The sequence below is a fragment of the Dysosmobacter segnis genome, from assembly GCF_014297285.1.
GTDB lineage: Bacteria > Bacillota > Clostridia > Oscillospirales > Oscillospiraceae > Oscillibacter > Oscillibacter segnis.
The window spans coordinates 1-15,352 of record NZ_JACOQI010000033.1; the positions used below are offsets into that span (position 1 = coordinate 1).

The following is a 15,352-nucleotide window of genomic DNA, read 5'->3' on the forward strand; positions in this document are numbered from 1 at the left end:
GCCATGTCTACCAGATAGGCGCGGCTGCGGCACAGCTCTCGCAGAGCCAGGATTTTGTCCTGAGGCACGTTGCTGGCTTTGCAGCGGCCAAAGCGGACAAGGTCCGCAATGACGAGTGAATCCCTGGCATCGGTTTTGGCCTTGCGGATGTAAAGCTCCCGCAGAGAATGGGATTGGATAGGATTCAGAACCATGACTGTGTATCCGTCTTTCAAAAGCCTGGCGTAGAGTGCCAGCCAATAGTGGGCGGTGGATTCCATGGCGAATACGATCTGGCTCTTTACAAGGGTCAGTTTCCGTACCTGTTCCAGTAACAGATTGTAGCCGGTACAGTTATTCCGGAAGCTGAATGCCTTGCGGACAACCTGGCCATCCTCAGCGATGATGATGGCTTCGTGACTCCGTTTGGCAATGTCGATCCCGACAATGAACATAGTGTTGGCACCTGCCTTTCCTGTTGATGTACAGACAGTTCCTCATGTCCTTATGAGTCATATCCTGCATAGAAATCTGCGGAAAGATCACTCCCGCATCCGGCTCATTCATGAAATCCCATAAGGGAGAGGTCCCATACTGCTGTAAAGCGGACAGTGCCGCAGGGATAAAGCAGGGAGCCTCTGTCTGCATGAGGAAATTATATCATCGTCACCGTTGGACGAGGATAGCATACGGTAAATGTGCAAGGAAAACGCATAATTATTGAGAGATTCAACGCATCTTATTTATAGCAGGATAAAGTGCTGGCGTCGGAACCGACGCTCTGCCCAATCACTTCTGCCCGCAGTGCGGGCAGTTGACGGGGGTTTCAGCGCAGTTGGTTGTGGCGTCTTTTGAAGGGAATTTCAGAGCGGCTGGCGTCTTGGTTCCCGCAAACGCAGGCGCCCCAAGGATTTTGGTGGCGCCTTATGGCTGTTTTTGAAGAAAATCAAGGTAATCGCATCCGCATGACCGATGGCGCAGGTCGCACACATTTTGCGCCGCTGTAGTCAATGAAAAGAGACTTCTTGACCGTCCAAAAAACGCACCGCTGTAACCAAAGAAGAGCGTTCCCCGGCAGCGCAGAAATTGCGCCGCCATAGACAAAGATAAGGCGGCGCGGCTCCGAGGGGCAAATGATAACTTTCTGATAACGATTCCGTTTTTCGGTAGCTTTGTTCCCTTGGTTACGGTATTGTTCGTTGTCGAAAGGGGCTGATTTTATGCCAAAAAGACGAGCGAACGGGGAAGGGAACATCCGAAAACGCAAAGACGGACGCTGGGAGGGTCGCTACACAGTCGGTCACGATCCAGAAACAGGAAAGGCCATCATTAAAAACGTCCTCGGCAAGACGCAGACAGAAGTCAAGGAAAAACTGAAAAAAGCCATCGAGGAAAATGTGGGCATCGACTACGGACGAGCGAAAACCTACACGGTGGGTAACTGGTTAGATGTGTGGTATGAGAACTATGCCAAAATCAAGATGCGCCCATCCACCTACCTGACCTATCATGGCTACATCGAAAACCACATCAAGCCGCAGCTCGGCAAGATCCTGTTGAATGATCTGACAACACTGCATCTGCAACAGTTCTACAAGAAATTGTTGGCAGAAGGGCGGGTAGAGCGAATCGAAGCACAGAAGCAGCCCAAGGGACTGAGCGCCAAAACAGTACGCAACATCCATCAAATCATTTCCTCTGCCCTGAAGCTGGCAGTCGAGCAGCGGCTGATCGCCCGCAATCCGGCAGACGGCTGCGCGTTGCCGAAGGCGGAGCGCAAGGAAATGCAGACGCTTCCTGTTGAGCAGCTGACATCCTTCCTCCGCGAGGCAAAAGACAGCGGCGTGTTCACCCTGTACTACATCGACCTGACCACCGGCCTGCGGCGGGGCGAATTGCTCGGATTAAAATGGTTGGACATTGATTTGGAAAAAGGAGACCTCCGGGTTCAACGGCAGATCGGGCGCGTCGACGGCAAAATCATTGAGATGCCGCTGAAAACGAAAAACGCCTACCGCACTCTGCCGCTGTCGGCAGACGCGATAAGCGTTCTGAAAATGCAGAAATGCAAAGTTGGGAACAGTGAGTGGGTGTTTCCCTCGCCCACCGGAGGCCCTATGTCCCCGGACAGCGTCCTGCACATGCTGCACCGCGTTTTAAAGCGGGCAGGGTTGCCGAAGGTGCGGTTCCATGACCTGCGTCACACCTTCGCAACGCTGGCACTGCAAAACGGTGTGGACATCAAAACCGTGTCTGGCATGCTGGGGCATTTTTCAGCAGGCTTTACGCTGGACACCTACGCTCATGTAACGACCTCCGCCAAGCGTGAAGCGGCAAAGACAATGGGTAACATTCTCTCTGGTGCGGTATAATCCTTTCCACTATCCGCTCCCGTTGGGGTCAGTGTTTGGGTCAGAAAAAACGGCAAGTAAGTTATTGGGCAAAAAAGTACGGAAAAAGTCCTGATTTCGCAAGAAATCAGGACTTTCTGGTTGCGGAGACAGGACTCGAACCTGCGACCTCCGGGTTATGAGCCCGACGAGCTACCAACTGCTCTACTCCGCGATATTTATTTTTGGTGCCGGTGACCGGACTCGAACCGGTACAGTATTGCTACCGGGAGATTTTAAGTCTCCTGTGTCTACCATTCCACCACACCGGCAGCTTATCGGCAAATACTAGGATACCATACTCCCGGGGAACTTGTCAAGAGGAAACTTTAAAATAAGGAAAGAAAATTGAAATGCCGCGAAATGCCACGGCATTTCAATCTGGAGCGGCTGATGGGAGTCGAACCCACCTATGCAGCTTGGGAAGCTGCCGTTCTACCGATGAACTACAGCCGCAGGAATGTATTGTATTATAGCAGACCTTTCTTTATTTTGCAACACGAAAAATGGCGGGTCTTCTGAAAAAGTTAGAAGGATCTCCGGGGGTCAAATGACGGCGGCATGAACGCCTTTGCACACTCATATAATGCACCGATCAGAAAGGGGAGGTCATCATGAAAAAAATCCTGGCGCTGATGGGCGCCGTATTGCTGCTGAGCGTCAGCGCCCGGGCTGTGGAGGTGTCCGCTCCCTCGGCACTGCTGATGGAAAAGGAGACAGGGACCGTGCTGTTTGCCAAAAACGAGCACGAAAAGCTGGAACCGGCCAGCGTCACCAAGATTATGACGCTGCTGCTGACCATGGAGGCCATTGACGGCGGGACACTGCGCTATGAGGACACCGTTACCGCCTCACCTCACGCCTGCTCCATGGGCGGCAGTCAGATTTGGCTGAAGGAGGGGGAACGGCTGACCGTGGACGAGATGCTGAAGGCCGTGTGCGTGGTATCCGCCAATGACTGCGCCGTGGCACTGGCAGAGCATCTGGCCGGCAGTGAGGAATCCTTCGTGGAGCGGATGAACCGGCGGGCAGCGGAGCTGGGGATGAATGACACTACTTTCAAAAACGCCTGCGGTCTGCCGGTGGAGGGCCACGTCACCTCTGCCTACGACATTGCTTTGATGAGCCGGGAGCTGATGCTGCGCCATCCGGATATCCGAAGATACACAACGGTCTGGATGGACACCCTTCGAGATGGGGCATCCTCACTGGTCAATACCAACAAGTTAGTGCGGTTCTATGACGGCACTACCGGACTGAAAACCGGCTCCACCAACGCTGCCGGGTACTGTATTTCCGCCACGGCGGAGCGGGACGGCATGGAACTGATTGCCGTCATTCTCAAGGGAAAGACCTCTCCGGAGCGGTTTGCGGACGCGCAGACGCTGTTGAATTACGGCTTTGCCTCCTACGCCCTGAAAACCGTTATCCCCGACGAACCGCTGCCGCCAGTGCCGGTGCGCTTGGGCACACAGGCCACAGTCCAGCCGGTTTTGGGCGAGGAAAACCAGCTGCTGCTGGAAAAGGCCAAGACAGGAGAGCTGGGCCAGTCCGTGACGCTGGAACCCTCCGTACAGGCCCCGGTGGCGGTGGGAGATCGGCTGGGGACGCTGACCGTCACCTTCGGGGAAGAGGTTCTGGCGGAACTGCCCCTGCTGGCGGGGGAGGAGGTTCCCCGGATCACCTTCCGCCAAATGCTGCCACGGGTGCTGCGGATCGCCTGTCTGGTTGAGTGAACGGATCTCGCACCGCCCTTTTTCTCTTGCCGTACCCGGGGAAAAATGCTATACTGGACAAACAGAGGGAAAATGTGCCCTCTGGCTGAAATTTGATACATGAGGGTGAATCACATGCTGGATGTTCAGTTGTTTGATCTGCATACATTTTTACCGAAGCCTTACGAGGAGGCACTGCTGCCCCGTTTGAAAAAAGCCCATGAAGAACTCCAGACCGGCACCGGTCTGGGCGGAGAATTCACCGGATGGGTGCATCTGCCCCAGGCGTATGACCGGGAGGAATTTGCTCGAATTCAGGCTGCCGCTAAGAAGATCCAAAGCGATTCTCAGGCGTTGGTGGTCATCGGCATCGGCGGCAGCTATCTGGGAGCCCGCGGCGTGATCGACTGCCTGTGTTCTCCCAATTATAACCTGAAAAAGAAAGAGACGCCCAACGTGTACTTTGTGGGCAACGGTCTCTCCGGCGACGCACTGAGCGAGGTACTGGATCTGGTGCGGGATGTGGATTTCTCCGTGAATATCATCTCCAAATCCGGTACCACCACGGAGCCTGCCGTGGCATTCCGTTTCTTCCGGGAGCTGCTGGAGGAGAAATACGGCAAGGAGGAATCCGGCAAGCGCATCTACGCCACCACCGATAAGGCCCGGGGTGCGCTGAAATCTCTGGCGGACGCCGAGGGCTGGGAGACCTTTGCGGTGCCGGATGACATCGGCGGCCGCTATTCCGTCCTTACCGCCGTGGGCCTGCTGCCCATCGCCGTTACCGGTGTGGATGTGGAGGCCCTGATGGAGGGCGCGGCTGAGATGATGAACGTCTGTGCCGACGGCTCCTACGATAGTCCCGCATGGCAGTATGCCGCTCTGCGGTATGAGCTGTACCGGGCCGGGTACGCCATTGAAATTCTGGGCTGCTACGATCCAGCCTTCCGGTTTATGACGGAGTGGTGGAAGCAGCTCTACGGCGAGAGCGAGGGAAAGGACGGCAAGGGCCTGTTCCCCGCCAGTGTGGAGTTTACCGCAGACCTGCACTCCATGGGGCAGTATATTCAGGAGGGCCGCCGGATCCTCTTCGAGACGATCGTGCGGCTGGGTGCCTCCGACCGGCAGCTGGCCGTTCCTCGGGACGAGACGGACGGCGACGGGCTGAACTTCCTTGCGGGTGCGTCTATGGACCACATCCGGGACCGGGCCACGGAGGGAACGCTCTTGGCCCACAGTCAGGGCGGCGTACCCAACGTCATTGTGAATGTGGGCGGTAAGGGCCCCCGTGAGCTGGGCCGGCTCATCTACTTCTTTGAGTATGCCTGCGGCTTGTCCGGCTATCTGCTGGATGTGAATCCCTTCGACCAGCCCGGCGTGGAGGCGTATAAGAAGAATATGTTTGCCCTCCTCGGCAAGCCCGGCTACGAGGATCGTAAGGCGGAGCTGGAAGCCAAGCTGACCGAAAAGCATTGAGAAAAGCGGAATATGCAAAAAAACACGGCAGAGCATACATTGCTCTGCCGTGTTTATAAACAAATTTTGAAGTTACTTTTTGGGATTGTCTTTTTTCATTCTTTATGGTATGCTATGACTACGAAAGGTCCCGTTAATTACGGAGACGAACTATGACAGGAGTGATCTATTATGGTTAGACTGATTATGGGCGTCAAGGGTTCCGGCAAAACCAAGCAGCTCATCGAACTCATCAACGCTGCCGCGAAGGATGAGGCCGGCAATGTGGTCTGCATTGAGCCGAAGCGTGATATGTCCTACAATATTCACTACAACATCCGCCTGATTGACGCGCAGGAATACGATCTGCACAGCTATGAGGTATTCCGTGGCTTTATCAGCGGTCTGTATGCCGGCAACTATGATATTTCTCAGGTGTTCATCGACAACCTGTGCAAGACCGTGGGTGCCGATGTGGATGCGGAGACTGAGAAGTTCCTCAACTGGCTGGATGTATTCGGCGAGCGGAACAACATCAAGTTCACCGTCACCATCAGCGGCGACGTGGAAACTGCTACCGATGGTATGCGGAAGTACCTGTAATTGAATATACCTGAAATTGAATAAAAGAAAGCCGCCCTGCTAAAGCAGGGCGGCTTTTATATTATGATCTGAGACTGAAAAATTCAGCTTTCCTGAGCTGGCAAGGTGCCGTTGGGGGTGGAGAGACAGCAGGAGGATACGCCGAAGCAGCGCAGCAGCTGCTGGCGGGCTTCCAGCGCCTTTTCGTTGAGATACCAGACCACCGTATCCTTTGTCTCCAGATAGGCGCAGGCGTAGCGGTCAGAATAGTAGGTGCGGCCTTGGGCTTCCAGTGCGGACACAGCGTCCCCGCTGAAGGCGGTGGGTTTTCCGGTACCCTTCCGGCCGCGGCCCTCCGCCGTCAGAAGCAGGGCGAGCTTCTCGCCGGGGATCTGGTCATTCAGAGCGCTGAGCGCGTAGTAGACGGTCTCCAAAGGCTCCATGGCATATACGGGAACAGCGCCGTCCGTGTCCTCATGTCCGGACACCTGCAGCACGATCCGGTCCGCGGCCTTTCCGAGGGCCTGATAGTCCGGAATTGCTTCCCTGCGGGCCGGGGCGCTTGCCGCCACATACAGCTTTTTCTCCGGCACAGCGGCCCGGAGCACCTGTACGAAGGCAGCCAGGGCGTCGCCATTTTCAGCGGACGGGGTGATGTTCAGATAAACGCCGTCATAGCTGCTGTCGGTCAATGCTTCGGCAACTGCCGTGGCCGCGGCGGTGGTGTTTTTCAGAACGCCGGACTGACCGGAAATACCCAGCAGGACCGTCTGCCCGGAGGCTGTTGCTGTTTCCATGACCTGTTTCTGCGTATTGCTGACACTCAAAGCCAGCCGAGGGTTCTGACCGCCGGTCAGCGTTCCCGCCGTGAGTATGACGGTCTGATATCCGGAAAGGTCCTCCGCTTCCTCACCGGAGCGGAGAAGGACCATGGCCTCGTTTGCGGTCTGAGCAGGGTGCAGTTTGTCATACAGGCGGCTGAGCATGACAGCAGCCTGTTCCCGGGTGGCGTATCGATCCGGCACGAACAGATCATTCCCCATACCGCTGACCAGACCCAGCTCGTAGGCCATAGCGATATGCCCCTTGTTGGTGGTCACGTCCCGGAAGGGAAGCGGATCATCCTCCGCAAGGCCGGCGATGGGCCCGTAGCCCAAGGCCCGGATCAGCATGACTGCCAATTCCTCCCGGGTGATGGGATCGCCGGGACGGAAATCGCCGGTCTGACGGGTGACTGCCCCGTGCTCATAGCAGGCCCGGAGGGCCGGCTCATACCAGGTGCCCTGAGGCACATCCGAAAAGATCCGGTAGTAGGTCTCACCGCTCTGCCAGCCGAAAAAACGGCTGAGTGCCACGGCGAAGCCCGCCCGGGTCATGGGCTGGCCCACGCCGAAGGTATCGGCGGTCTTGCCCTGAAACCATCCCTGAGCCGCGCAGCGGTCGATGGCGGTTGCCGCCCAGTGGTTGGACGGCACATCCTGAAAGGAAGCCGCCCCAGCGGGAACGGTAAGCGCCCCGCTCAGCACCGCGCACAGGCACAGGCAGGCGGTCAGCTTTTTCAAAATCGTTCGTTTCATCTATCTGCCTCCTTATGAAAAGGGTATCCGTTTTTTTGCTTTATCAAACGGTTTTGGGAAAAACTCCCACTTATTGTAGCAGACAACGGCCTGTTCGTCAAATCCGGAGGGAAAACTGGCTGAAAAACAGGGAAAAAACCGAAGGGACCTCTTTCGCTGAGCAGAAAAATGTGGTATCCTATATGCGCTTTATGAACTCTTACGGAGGATTGATTATGAACAACAACGAGATCCTGCTTTTAAAGCTGGGCGAGGTGGTGCTGAAGGGCCTGAACCGCCGCAGCTTTGAGGATAAGCTGGTGAGCAATGTCCGCCGCCGGATGAAGCCCTGCGGCAGCTTCCAGATCTACATTCGCCAGAGCACTATCTATGTGGAGCCTCAGACCGAGGACTGCGACATGGAGGCCGCCTTCAAGGCTGCCCGTCAGGTGTTCGGCATCGTGACGGTGGCCCGCGCCGTCCCTTGCGCCAAGGAGATGGACGCCATTGTGGAGACCGCCAAGACCTATCTGGCGGATGAATTTGCCAAGGCCAGAACCTTCAAGGTGGAGAGCCGCCGGGCAGACAAGCAGTTCCCCATGAACTCCATCCAGATCTCCCAGTATGTAGGCGGCGAGCTGGGACAGTTCTTCAATGTGAAAGCGGATATGCACCATCCTGATCTGACGGTTTATGTGGAGATCCGGGAGAAGTACGCCTATATCCACACGCCCTCTGTCCCCGGCGCCGGCGGTCTGCCCATCGGTATGGGCGGCCGGGCGGTGAGCCTGCTTTCCGGCGGTCTGGACAGCCCCGTTTCCTCCTATATGATTGCCCGCCGGGGCGTGGAGCTGGAAATGGTGCACTTTGTTTCTCCCCCGTACACCTCCCAGCAGGCGCTGGACAAGGTGCTGGAGCTGGCCCGGCTGCTGACGGTGTACTGCGGCCGGATGATCGTCCACATCATCCCCTTCACGGAAATTCAGGAGGAGATCCGCCGCCAGTGCCCCGAGGAATACTTTACCCTCATCATGCGCCGGTTTATGATGCGGCTGGCAGAGGCTGTGGCCCGGAAGTCCCACGCCTCCGCATTGGTCACTGGCGAATCTCTGGGTCAGGTGGCCAGCCAGACCATCAAGGCCCTGGGTGTCACGGAGGACGTGACGAAAATGCCCGTTCTGCGGCCCCTCATCGGCACCGACAAGGTGGAGATCATCCGCATGGCCAGGGAGATCGGCACCTACGAGACCTCCATTCTGCCCTATGAGGACTGCTGCACGGTCTTTACCCCCCGCCACCCTGCCACCCGGCCGGTGCTGGAGGACGTGGTGCAGGCGGAATCCGTTCTGGATATTGACGGCCTGGTGGCCAAGGCCCTGGAGGGCGAGACCTGGGTTCGGGTAAAGCCCTGACCGGATCGGAAAGAAGGCATCTGTTATGTCACATACCGCTGAGATCATTGCCGTCGGTACGGAACTGCTTCTTGGAAATATCACCAACACCAACGCCAGCGAGATCTCACGGGCGCTGTCTGCTGTTGGCGTCAATGTGTTCTGGCATACCGTGGTAGGGGACAACCCGGAACGGCTGCGGGAGGCGCTGGACATCGCCCGGAAGCGAGCGGACGTCATCCTCACCACCGGCGGCCTTGGTCCCACCTATGACGATCTTACCAAGCAGACCGTCTGCGAGACCTTCGGCAAGCCGCTGGTCCTGCGGGAGGATGTGCTGGAGCATATTCGGACTTATTTTGCCCGGAACGTCCACCTGACCATGCCGGAAAATAACCGCCAGCAGGCGGAGTTTCCCGCCGATTGCGTGATCTTCGACAATCCGGTGGGCACCGCTCCCGGCTGCGCCTTTGAAGCGGAGGGGGTGCACGTGCTGATGCTGCCCGGTCCGCCCTTTGAAATGCGGACCATGCTGCAAAACTGGGCGGTCCCCTATCTGCGGGGACTTTCCAAGGAGGTCATTGTGTCCCATGACATTATGACCTTCGGCCTTGGGGAAAGCCCTATGGAGGATCTGATGCGGGAGCGGATATCCCGGATGGAAAATCCATCCCTCGCCACCTACGCCAAGCCCAGCGAGGTCCGGCTCCGCGCTACCGCCAAGGCGGACAGCGCAGCGGCGGCGGAGGCCATGCTGGTCCCGGTGGTAAAAGAGGTGACGGATTATTTGGGAGACGTGGTGTACGGCGTGGATATCCCTAATCTGGAAACCGTCTGCATGACACACCTGAAGGAAAAGGGCTGGACCTTCGCCACGGCGGAAAGCTGCACCGGCGGCCAGATAGCCGCCCGGATCACGGCTCTGTCCGGGGCCTCCAGTGTGTATCGGGGCGGCGTGGTGAGCTACTGGACCAGCGTAAAGGCAGAGGTGCTGGGGGTGCCCCAGACGCTTCTGGACCAATACGGCGCCGTGTCGGAGGAATGTGCCCGATCCATGGCGGAAAACGCCCGGCGGATCACCGGGGCGGACATTGGCCTGTCCGTCACCGGCGTGGCCGGTCCGGACCCGGACGAGCGCAACAACCCGGTGGGACTGGTGTATGTGGGTCTGGCGTCCCCCGATGGGACGTGGTGCCGGAAGCTGGAGTTGGGCAAGCGCCGCCGGGATCGCATTCAGGATCTGGCTGCCAACCACGCCTACGACATGCTGCGCCGCTGCCTCACCGGACTGCCAATTGAAAAAAGCAGCACCGGAAAACACATGGAAAAGCTGTAAAACGCGACGAAAATCGCAAATAACAGCAAAATGACAGCAAAAAGGACACTGGCTTGTTATACAAGCCAGTGTCCTTTTTATCATTATGATGCTTGCGTTGTTGTCGATCGGATCACTTCAGGACCCGGACGCAGCCCTCGATCAGGCTCATGGTGACGGTATCGCCCACGCTGAAACGCTCCGTCAGCTGGGGGTTGTAGACCTCCACGATGATGGGCTGCTCATCCAGCATGACCTCGTACTCGATCTTGGCGCCGTAATAGGTGGCACGGGAAACGGTACCGGGGAGAGCACCGGCATCCTTGGTAAGCAGGAAGGATTCGGGGCGGACCGTCAGGCAGCAGGCACCGCCCACTTCCACACCCTCCATCTTGCCGGGGGCGGGGATGGAGAAGGTCTTTCCGCCGATCTCCACCAGCGCGGCCTCGCCGTCACGGCCCTTGAAGATGCCGTCGATGAAGTTGGCCTTGCCGATGAAGTTCGCTACAAAACGGCTGGCGGGCTGCTCGTAGATCTCCTGAGGAGTACCCTGCTGGCAGATAACGCCGTCCTTCATGATGACCACCTTGTCAGAGATGGCCATGGCCTCAGACTGGTCATGGGTGACGTACAGGGAGGTGATCCCCAGCCGCTGCTGGAGGGCGCGGAGCTCGTCCCGCATGCTCTCGCGGAGCTTGGCGTCCAGGTTGGACAGGGGTTCGTCAAACAGCAGCACGGAAGGTTCGATGACCACGGCACGGGCCAACGCCACACGCTGCTGCTGGCCGCCGGAGAGCTGGTTGGGGAACCGCTTCTCCATGCCCTTGAGCTGCATCAGCTCCACTACGTCATTGGTGCGGCGGATGATCTCATCCTGAGGGAGCTTAGCCACACGCAGACCGTAGGCGATGTTCTCCCAGATGTTCAGGTGGGGGAACAGGGCGTAGGACTGGAACACCATGGAGATGCCCCGCTTGTTGGGGGGAATCTTGGCTACGTCTCGGTCTCCGATGAACACGTTGCCGCTGGTGGGATACTCAAAACCGGAGATCATCCGCAGGGTGGTGGTCTTGCCGCAGCCGGAGGGGCCCAGCAGGGTCACCATCTCGCCGTCCTTGATCTCAAGGTTGATATGGTCCACAGCCACGAAGTCCTTGCCGGTATCGGGCTGCTGGAAAATTTTGGTCACGTCCTTCAGGACTACGCCGGAACTCTTCTTGCTGAAGCCCAGCTTCTCGTTCTTCTCTTGGCTCATTTTGATTCCTCCGTTTTCGATTTAGCCTGAGGCACCTTGGAACGGGGCGCCAGCAGAAGGTTGATGACGGTGTTGAACAGGCCGATAAACACCAGCAGAATGCCTACCATCATCGTGACAAAGGCAGCTGCCTGCCCGTATTTCGCCAGGTCAAACAGGGAGTAGATGTTGCTGGTAACCAGCTTCCACCGGGGAGAGACCAGGAAAATGACCGCGCTGACGGCAGTGATGGCCTTGGTGAAGGAGTAGACAATGCCGGAGAAGAAGGCGTTTTTCAGCATGGGCAGCGTGATGCGGCGGAAGGAATAGCCGGTGTCGGCACCCAAGATGGTAGAGGCTTCCTCGATAGAGTTGTCGATCTGCAGCAGAGTGGTGGTGCCGGACTCGATGGCTACCGGCATGTTCCGGAAGGTGAACACGATCACCAGAATCAATCCAGTGCCAGTGAGGGCCAGCGGCTTGGAGTTGAAGCCCAGGATGTAGCTGATGCCCAGCACGGTGCCGGGAACAGCGAACATCAGAACGGAGGCGACCTCGATGAACCGCTTGCCGTAGTAGTTCCGCTTGGCGGTGATATAGGCGATGACCATGCCCAGCAGGCCGCCGATGACAGCGGAGATCAGGCCCAGCGTCATGGAGTTTTTCAGGCTGTCCCAGCCGTACTGGAGCGCCTTGCGGTACTGATCCAGCGTCAGGGAGAAGTCCACGCCCCAGGTGCGGACGAAGGAGGCGAAGATCACGGTGCCGTAGAACAGAATGATGATGGCGGAAACGATTAGGCAGAAAGCAAACAGGGGCCACTTGATGTGGGGTTCCTCAATGAGCTTCCGGGCCTGGGTGGGCTTGCCGGTGACTGTGACAAAGCTCTTTTTGTTGACCCAGTATTTATTGAGAAGATACGCGATGACCGCAGGCAGAAGCAGCAGAAGCGCCAGCACGGAACCCTTTCGCATATCATAGCTGCCGGTGATAATGTTGTAGACCTCAATGGAGAGGGTGGTGTAGTCGCCACCGATGGTAGCCGGGTTGGAGAAGTCCTCCAGAGACTGGATGAACACCAGCAGCGCGCCGGAGATGATGCCGGGGAGGGACAGGGGGAAGGTGACGGTCCAGAAGGTCTTCCAGCGGCCTGCGCCCATGTTGCAGGCGGCATCCTCCACAGAGGCGTCAATGGAGGCCAGAATACCGGAGAGCGTCAGGTAAGCGATGGGGAAAAAGCTCATTACCTGAACCACAATCAGGCTCTTGAGGCCGTATACGCTGCTGCCGGTGATGCCAAGCAGGTTCTTGGAAATCAGACCCTGCTTGCCGAAGAGGAAGATAATGGACAGGGACAGCACGAAGGGCGGGGAGAGGATGGGCAGCGTGGCCATGGTCTTGAAAAAGCCCTTGGCCGGTACGTTGACCCGGGTGACGGTATAGGCGAAGATGTAGCCGATAAAGGTGGCGATGAAGGCCACGATCAGGCCCAGCGCCATGGTGCGGCCGAATACCTTGCCGTACCTGGGCGTTTGCAGGATGGTGATGAGATTGGCCAGAGAGAACGCGCCGGTCTCATCCGTAAGGCTGTAGATCAGCGTTTTGGCCAGAGGATAAATGACGAACAGCAGCAAAAGCGCAAAGGAGAGAAGAATGGCGATCAGCAGCAGCGGCTGACGCAGAATCATCTTCGTCTCATTGAGGCGCTTTGTGCGGGTAGTGGCATTTGCCATGAGCGTTCCTCCTGAGTGAGAGTGTCAAAAGCGGCGGGAAAGCTGCGCAAGGGAGTTCCGCCTTCTCTGTCTTGGTATGCGGGCCCCCTCCCCTTGGGGGAGGAGGCCCGTTTGCGGGAAATCAATCAGAAATCTATTGGGATCAGCCCTCGGGCTTGGTGGCGATCTTATTCTCGAACTGCTCGCAGTACTCGCTCTTGACGCTGGCAGCCCAAACGGCGTCATAATCAATCACGGGAACCTCATCCAGCGTCACCAGACCGTCGGCCACAGGAGCGGCGGTGTTGGTGGGAACGCGGAAGGAGTCGTTTTCGGCGTAGCAGCCCTGACCGGCCTCGGAGGTCATCCAGTCGATGAACTTCTTGGCGTTCTCCTGCTCGTCGGCCTTGCCGCCCTTGATGAGGGCCATGGCGCCCACCTCATAACCGGTGCCGTCGGTGGGGAAGCTCAGCTCAATGTGATAGCCCTCGGGAGTCAGCTGCAGGGCGTCGTGAGAGAAGGTGAGGGCGATGGCGGCCTCACCGATGGCCACAGCATTGGGAGCGGCGGAGCCGGACTTGGTGTACTGACTCATGTTGGTGTTCAGCTTTTCCAGATAGTCCCAGACCTGATCGTCGCCCTTGAGTTGAACCAGCGTGGCCAGAACGGTGTAGGCGGTGCCGGAGGTGGCGGGGTGGGCCATGATGATCTCACCCTTGAACTCGGGCTTCAGCAGGTCTTCCCAGCTCGTGGGATATTCCAGACCCTTTTCCTTGAACCAGTCAGAGTTGCAGGCAAAAGCAATGCAGCCCACATAGATGGGGTTCCAGGTACCGGTGGGATCCAGATAAGTAGAGGGTGTCTTGTCCAGATTGGGAGACTGATAGGCTTCCAGCAGGCCCTTGTCCACAGCGGCGATATAGTTATCGGTGGAGCCGCCGAACATCAGCGTTGCTTGGGGATTGTCCTTCTCGGCCTCCACACGGGTCAGCATTTCGCCGGCGGAGAGGCGGACATAGTTGATCTTGATGCCGGTTTCCTGCTCAAACTTGTTGAAATAGTAGATGACTTCGCTTTCGGGGAATGCGGTGTAAACGGAGAGTTCCTTGCTGCCGGAGGTCTCGGCAGGCTGCTCGGTCTTGGAATCGTCAGTCTTGGGAGCCTCGGTCTTGCCGCCGCCGCAGGCGGTGAGGGCCAGCAGGCTGGCAGCTGCCAGCACAGCGGCGAACAGGCGCTTAGTGGATTTCTTCATAAATCGTTTCTCCTTCTCATCCATTATTTATTTCCATTCCGCACTGCGGAAGAGAAAACACGGCTTTGTGGGAACCTTGGACAGTTCCTCTTTGCGGGAAACAAGCTGCGGACCAACTCATAGCACCAGTTGTCCTGACTTCTATCCGGGCCCGCAATCCATTTCTATGTAGGCGGTTCGCAGTTTAGCATGGACAGGCGGCATCCGGTCAGACGCTGTGTAAACACTTCAACTTATGGCAGTGTAAACAATGAACACATATGTGCAACCGTTTACATTGACAACAATACCACATATTTCCAAATGCGTCAATGAAGAATGTACTTTTTCTACATCTGATGCAAAAAGAACCCTGTATGCTTTGTGCAAAATGGACAATACGGCTTGCGGCCGCACGGCTTTTGCTTTTGGCACATACACAAATGACTGCGAATACTGGCGAAAAATATTAGAGGCATCCGCCATGTAAAAGTCCTTTTCAGCTGCGTTTCATGTAACCGCTTACATTATGAATCAAGAGGGCAGCACATAAAAAGCCTCCGCCAAACGGCGGAGGCTTTTGCGTTTAGGAAGCTCTTACTTCGCGGCCTTGGCAGCCTTGATGGCCTCGATCAGCATGGGAGTGACCTTGAACAGGTCGCCGCAGATGCCGTAGTCAGCGATCTCGAAGATGGGAGCGGTGTCGTTCTTGTTGACGGCGATGATGCACTCGGAATCCTGCATGCCAGCCTTGTGCTGGATGGCGCCGGAGATACCCAGAGCAACGTACAC

Annotated in this window: 11 protein-coding genes, 3 tRNA genes and 1 pseudogene; 6 read left to right on the forward strand and 9 right to left on the reverse strand. The window is 57.2% G+C overall.

Translation table 11 applies throughout. From position 1 onward, the window contains the following. On the reverse strand, positions 1-434 hold a 434-nt coding region (locus tag H8Z83_RS17705), incomplete at its 3' end, for an IS110 family transposase (protein WP_187016267.1). Between the two features lie 765 nt (positions 435-1,199). On the opposite strand from H8Z83_RS17705, the gene H8Z83_RS17710 reads away from it, so the two are divergent. After that, positions 1,200-2,351, forward strand: coding sequence for a tyrosine-type recombinase/integrase (locus tag H8Z83_RS17710; RefSeq protein ID WP_187016268.1), 1,152 nt, complete (start codon positions 1,200-1,202; stop codon positions 2,349-2,351). A 117-nt stretch (positions 2,352-2,468) separates the two neighbouring features. On the opposite strand, the gene H8Z83_RS17715 is transcribed toward H8Z83_RS17710, so the two are convergent. The 3 genes from H8Z83_RS17715 to H8Z83_RS17725 all read right to left on the reverse strand — a co-directional run bounded on the left by H8Z83_RS17715 (position 2,469) and on the right by H8Z83_RS17725 (position 2,825). Beyond that, a tRNA-Met gene (locus H8Z83_RS17715) sits at positions 2,469-2,544 on the reverse strand. 11 nt (positions 2,545-2,555) lie between these two features. After that, a tRNA-Leu gene (locus H8Z83_RS17720) sits at positions 2,556-2,641 on the reverse strand. A 110-nt stretch (positions 2,642-2,751) separates the two neighbouring features. Then, a tRNA-Gly gene (locus tag H8Z83_RS17725) sits at positions 2,752-2,825 on the reverse strand. Positions 2,826-2,983: 158 nt separating this feature from the next. On the opposite strand from H8Z83_RS17725, the gene H8Z83_RS17730 reads away from it, so the two are divergent. From H8Z83_RS17730 to H8Z83_RS17740, 3 genes are all read left to right on the forward strand, one after another. Continuing rightward, on the forward strand, positions 2,984-4,105 hold the full coding sequence (locus H8Z83_RS17730) for a D-alanyl-D-alanine carboxypeptidase family protein (RefSeq protein WP_187016269.1): 1,122 nt from the start codon (positions 2,984-2,986) through the stop codon (positions 4,103-4,105). Positions 4,106-4,219: 114 nt separating this feature from the next. Beyond that, a complete protein-coding gene (locus H8Z83_RS17735) occupies positions 4,220-5,560 on the forward strand; it encodes a glucose-6-phosphate isomerase (protein ID WP_187016270.1) in 1,341 nt (446 codons plus the stop codon). A 171-nt stretch (positions 5,561-5,731) separates the two neighbouring features. After that, a complete protein-coding gene (locus H8Z83_RS17740) occupies positions 5,732-6,142 on the forward strand; it encodes a hypothetical protein (protein WP_187016271.1) in 411 nt (136 codons plus the stop codon). A gap of 83 nt (positions 6,143-6,225) precedes the next feature. Here the strand turns inward: H8Z83_RS17740 and H8Z83_RS17745 are convergent, their stop codons facing one another. After that, a complete protein-coding gene (locus tag H8Z83_RS17745; RefSeq protein WP_187016272.1) occupies positions 6,226-7,698 on the reverse strand; it encodes an S-layer homology domain-containing protein in 1,473 nt (490 codons plus the stop codon). 215 nt (positions 7,699-7,913) lie between these two features. On the opposite strand from H8Z83_RS17745, the gene thiI reads away from it, so the two are divergent. Both thiI and H8Z83_RS17755 read left to right on the forward strand, forming a co-directional pair. Continuing rightward, entirely contained in the window at positions 7,914-9,089 is a 1,176-nt protein-coding gene (thiI, locus tag H8Z83_RS17750) for a tRNA uracil 4-sulfurtransferase ThiI (RefSeq protein ID WP_187016273.1), read from the forward strand. A 25-nt stretch (positions 9,090-9,114) separates the two neighbouring features. Then, positions 9,115-10,404: a competence/damage-inducible protein A gene (locus H8Z83_RS17755; RefSeq protein WP_187016274.1), complete on the forward strand. Its 1,290-nt coding sequence runs from the start codon at positions 9,115-9,117 to the stop codon at positions 10,402-10,404. Positions 10,405-10,516: 112 nt separating this feature from the next. Here H8Z83_RS17755 and H8Z83_RS17760 read toward each other — a convergent pair whose 3' ends face one another. From H8Z83_RS17760 to H8Z83_RS17775, 4 genes and pseudogenes are all read right to left on the reverse strand, one after another. Further along, complete coding sequence (locus H8Z83_RS17760) at positions 10,517-11,638, reverse strand: ABC transporter ATP-binding protein (RefSeq protein ID WP_187016275.1); 1,122 nt, start codon at positions 11,636-11,638, stop codon at positions 10,517-10,519. Then, entirely contained in the window at positions 11,635-13,350 is a 1,716-nt protein-coding gene (locus H8Z83_RS17765; RefSeq protein WP_187016276.1) for an ABC transporter permease, read from the reverse strand. Before H8Z83_RS17765 ends, H8Z83_RS17760 begins: the two co-directional genes overlap by 4 nt. Positions 13,351-13,492: 142 nt before the next feature. Further along, positions 13,493-14,581 carry an ABC transporter substrate-binding protein gene (locus H8Z83_RS17770; protein WP_187016277.1) on the reverse strand — a complete coding sequence of 363 codons (1,089 nt, stop codon included), beginning with the start codon at positions 14,579-14,581 and terminating at the stop codon, positions 13,493-13,495. Between the two features lie 576 nt (positions 14,582-15,157). Further along, positions 15,158-15,352: pseudogene (locus H8Z83_RS17775) on the reverse strand (FAD-binding protein); the annotation flags it as partial.

Excerpts from the sequence above, each read along its gene's own strand:
- H8Z83_RS17710 (WP_187016268.1), top strand. The coding sequence starts at position 1,200 with ATGCCAAAAAGACGAGCGAACGGGGAAGGGAACATCCGAAAACGCAAA.
- H8Z83_RS17730 (WP_187016269.1), top strand. The coding sequence starts at position 2,984 with ATGAAAAAAATCCTGGCGCTGATGGGCGCCGTATTGCTGCTGAGCGTC.
- H8Z83_RS17735 (WP_187016270.1), top strand. The coding sequence starts at position 4,220 with ATGCTGGATGTTCAGTTGTTTGATCTGCATACATTTTTACCGAAGCCT.
- H8Z83_RS17740 (WP_187016271.1), top strand. The coding sequence starts at position 5,732 with ATGGTTAGACTGATTATGGGCGTCAAGGGTTCCGGCAAAACCAAGCAG.
- H8Z83_RS17745 (WP_187016272.1), bottom strand. The coding sequence starts at position 7,698 with ATGAAACGAACGATTTTGAAAAAGCTGACCGCCTGCCTGTGCCTGTGC.
- thiI (WP_187016273.1), top strand. The coding sequence starts at position 7,914 with ATGAACAACAACGAGATCCTGCTTTTAAAGCTGGGCGAGGTGGTGCTG.
- H8Z83_RS17755 (WP_187016274.1), top strand. The coding sequence starts at position 9,115 with ATGTCACATACCGCTGAGATCATTGCCGTCGGTACGGAACTGCTTCTT.
- H8Z83_RS17760 (WP_187016275.1), bottom strand. The coding sequence starts at position 11,638 with ATGAGCCAAGAGAAGAACGAGAAGCTGGGCTTCAGCAAGAAGAGTTCC.
- H8Z83_RS17765 (WP_187016276.1), bottom strand. The coding sequence starts at position 13,350 with ATGGCAAATGCCACTACCCGCACAAAGCGCCTCAATGAGACGAAGATG.
- H8Z83_RS17770 (WP_187016277.1), bottom strand. The coding sequence starts at position 14,581 with ATGAAGAAATCCACTAAGCGCCTGTTCGCCGCTGTGCTGGCAGCTGCC.